The sequence below is a fragment of the Chamaesiphon polymorphus CCALA 037 genome (genome assembly GCF_003003845.1).
Lineage (GTDB): Bacteria > Cyanobacteriota > Cyanobacteriia > Cyanobacteriales > Chamaesiphonaceae > Chamaesiphon > Chamaesiphon polymorphus.
The window spans coordinates 1-3,008 of record NZ_PVWO01000612.1; the positions used below are offsets into that span (position 1 = coordinate 1).

Sequence of the window (3,008 nt, forward strand, 5' to 3'; positions counted from 1 at the left end):
TCCCCACTCCCAACTCCCCACCCCTTTCTACATTTTGTTACATTATCGCCAGCCACAGCCAAAATTGTCGCAAACTGTGAACAGGTCAAAAATCCCTGTGTTTGGAGGAATATCTCATGTCTGATACTCAAGTTTTCATCGCTTTAGCGGTCGCGCTCATTCCTGGTTTGTTGGCATTTCGCCTGTCCACCGAACTTTATAAATAAGTAGTACGTGAGATCGATTGCCGATCTCACTTTTTGGCCGATCTTCTGGGACGTAGTTAAGACTGCGCCCCAATTTTTGTTAATTTTTAGAACGCGATCGAGATCGATCGAATTCCACCTCGAAAGAAGATGTGAAACTTTGACATAATCGGGGTCACAAGTCGTATAATGATTAAAAAATTCTATTGGGTTACACTAATTTCATGAATGCACTATCTCCGATCGAGCCGCCAAAACTTCCGTCCCGATCGGTCAAGTCCCGCGTGCGACAACCACCTGGTTCTGCTGGTTCCCAACCAGTCACCGCACAGAACAATCACATAGATCGCCCTGGGGCGCGCCCAGAGGGATTTTCGTTCGGAGAGGCTGCACCAATGCCAGTAAAATTAAATCCAGCTTACATTCATCGTCGTCTGGGATTGGAGGCGATCGCCAAGTTAGTTACTTATTCGACTTTATCAGTGTTTGGAATAGTAACTTTGGCAAACTCGATCGGCTATAACTGGTCGCAGCGGAGTAAGTTACAGCATTTAGAAACTGAGTTGCAGGAGGCAAAGCTCCGCACTGAGAAGGATCGTGGTAATTTTAGTCGATCGTTTGCTCCAGAAGCGCAAAAAGATCTGATGGCCGAAAATAGCTATAAAATTGCGCCCGATCGATTACAAATATTTCCGATCGATACCAATTCTAATACCAATTCAAATCGCTCTACACCACCAGCTCGGCGCAGTAAGTAAGTTTTGTTAGCAGGTTAGATAAGAAACGGCATATTCTCAAATTATCGACTCTTGCTAATGAAATCGATGCACTTGTCGATCCAAAGTAGGAGTCGATCTTTAAAGGGTGGTGTTAATTAGTTCAGGAGTTACGCAGTTGGAGAAAGAGCGATCGAAGGAGCAGCCAAATAAGAGCCAATAGCATCACGAACGATACTGAACGATCGATTTGACTACAAAAAACAACAACTTAGCATAGCTGCCTGGTTGAGGTGCTAACTAAATTGTTGTTTCTTGGCTAAGGGCGAAAAACGTCAGAGAATATTTAATTTAGAGAATTAGCAGCCTGAGATAGTAATTCTCCTAGTTGCTTCACCTTTGCCGCAGCACTCGGATCTGCACCTTCGGCTGCTTCTGTCGTGTCTGCACCGATATCGGCGAGAATTTCAGCTAACGACATCCCTTTGCTGGTGGTGCCAGAGGTCAGTGCCATCTTGAGTTCGCCCAAGTCTTCAGCGAGGTCGTTGCCTTGAAGCTGTTGTTGCCAACTCTCGATGACAGCGATGGCTTGCTCGGCAGGAATAGAGGTAAGACCTTGTTGCAGAGCCGCAATTGTCGTGTCGATATCAACTTGAGCCATAAAAAAACCTTCCTATGTTTGATTTGCTGGGTGTTATTCTTCAATGTGTGGCCGATCTCAACCCCTCACCTGCTTCATTGTTCCTAACATATTCCAGAAATTCGTCTTTCTTTCGACGTATATCAATAGGTAGACTAGCAAATCGGGTGTTGCTGAATCCAGGTACGATCCACTTTATAGGCAGTCCCTGAAATTTAGAGTAGGGGCAATTCATGAATTGCCCCTACTCTAAATTTCAGGGACAAATCATACCCCAAATCAGTAGATCTGCAAATCGCCGATCGATTATCAATTATCAATTATCAATTATCAATTATCAATTAATTCAGACATTTACCCGATAATCTAAACTATGCTCGTCGCCAGGTAAGCCCCGAAATCCCCAGTTATGTTTGGGTGTTTCAAAGATGGTAATTTCTAAATCTAGATTAGAGATGCCTAACTCTTTTTCCGCTCGATCGAACAATAACCGAATCAATTGTTTTTTAGTTTCTACCGTTCGTCCCTCAAACATACTAATCTCGATAATTGTATATCGATCGGTTCTACCTGGTTCGGGCGGATAATAATAATCGCTCGGATCGAGTGGAAAAAAACGATGAGCGCGTTTGTGTGGGAGATATTGTAGCGCGTCAACTATACAACTATGGATGACATCGGAAAGTTGTGACTTGATGGGATCGAGATGCGATCGCAAGCCATAGATTTTGATTTGGGACACTATCTTTTAATTGATAATTGATAATTGATAATTGATAATTGATAACTAAAAAATCTGACGATTGCACACGATATTTTCAGGCTCGAGCCGTATCAATTACTTAACGTTAATAACTAATGTTTGTTTGAGGGTACCAGTGCCAGAAAATCGCTGGGTAACGTTGGTATTTTTGCCAGTAAAATTTACTGAAATAGTACCGTCAACTCCCGGCGAATTACTAGATATCTCAATTTCATAGCGTCCGGTTTTCATCAACGGAGCTAAATTTAGCTCTAGTGAATTATTGACGATCGATCTGAGCAATTTACCGTTCATTGTGACTTCAATACGTTGCAGGCGGATCGGGGCATTATTATTTGCTAAACCTCGTACCCGCAAAATATGTGGCTCGGTTAAATCGGCGCGATCGATACTAACTGTGGTAGATTGCACTTGTCCGCCATCTGCATCGGTACTGACAACCACCGTACTTTGACTGACTGTCATATTATTAGTATTTGACTCTGCGGCGATCGCCACTGAATTGTTTAGCACTAAAACAGCACTAGTCACGACTGAAATGCTCGCTTTCATCAATCTTACCTCTACCAAACTAGTGTTCGCATTCGCTCCTCACAAACAAGTCTTCGATCGTCGAGAAGTATTAGTCTTACAATAACGTAAATACTCAGTGTCTGTCACAATCACTATCCACTATCCACTATTCACTATCCACTATCCTAGAT

General features: G+C 42.9%; 5 protein-coding genes. 2 read left to right on the plus strand and 3 right to left on the minus strand.

Translation table 11 applies throughout. From position 1 onward, the window contains the following. Positions 1–116: 116 nt before the first annotated feature. Together psaM and C7B77_RS27170 are read left to right on the plus strand one after the other, a co-directional pair. Positions 117–206 carry a photosystem I reaction center subunit XII gene (gene psaM / locus C7B77_RS27165; protein ID WP_106312384.1) on the plus strand — a complete coding sequence of 30 codons (90 nt, stop codon included), beginning with the start codon at positions 117–119 and terminating at the stop codon, positions 204–206. 203 nt (positions 207–409) lie between these two features. Then, on the plus strand, positions 410–943 hold the full coding sequence (locus C7B77_RS27170) for a hypothetical protein (protein WP_146138552.1): 534 nt from the start codon (positions 410–412) through the stop codon (positions 941–943). Between the two features lie 304 nt (positions 944–1,247). Here the strand turns inward: C7B77_RS27170 and C7B77_RS27175 are convergent, their stop codons facing one another. The 3 genes from C7B77_RS27175 to C7B77_RS27185 all read right to left on the minus strand — a co-directional run bounded on the left by C7B77_RS27175 (position 1,248) and on the right by C7B77_RS27185 (position 2,856). After that, positions 1,248–1,562: a hypothetical protein gene (locus tag C7B77_RS27175; protein ID WP_106312390.1), complete on the minus strand. Its 315-nt coding sequence runs from the start codon at positions 1,560–1,562 to the stop codon at positions 1,248–1,250. A gap of 325 nt (positions 1,563–1,887) precedes the next feature. Continuing rightward, entirely contained in the window at positions 1,888–2,283 is a 396-nt protein-coding gene (locus C7B77_RS27180; protein WP_106312393.1) for a tautomerase family protein, read from the minus strand. A gap of 96 nt (positions 2,284–2,379) precedes the next feature. After that, a complete protein-coding gene (locus C7B77_RS27185; protein ID WP_146138553.1) occupies positions 2,380–2,856 on the minus strand; it encodes a hypothetical protein in 477 nt (158 codons plus the stop codon). Positions 2,857–3,008 lie beyond the last annotated feature (152 nt).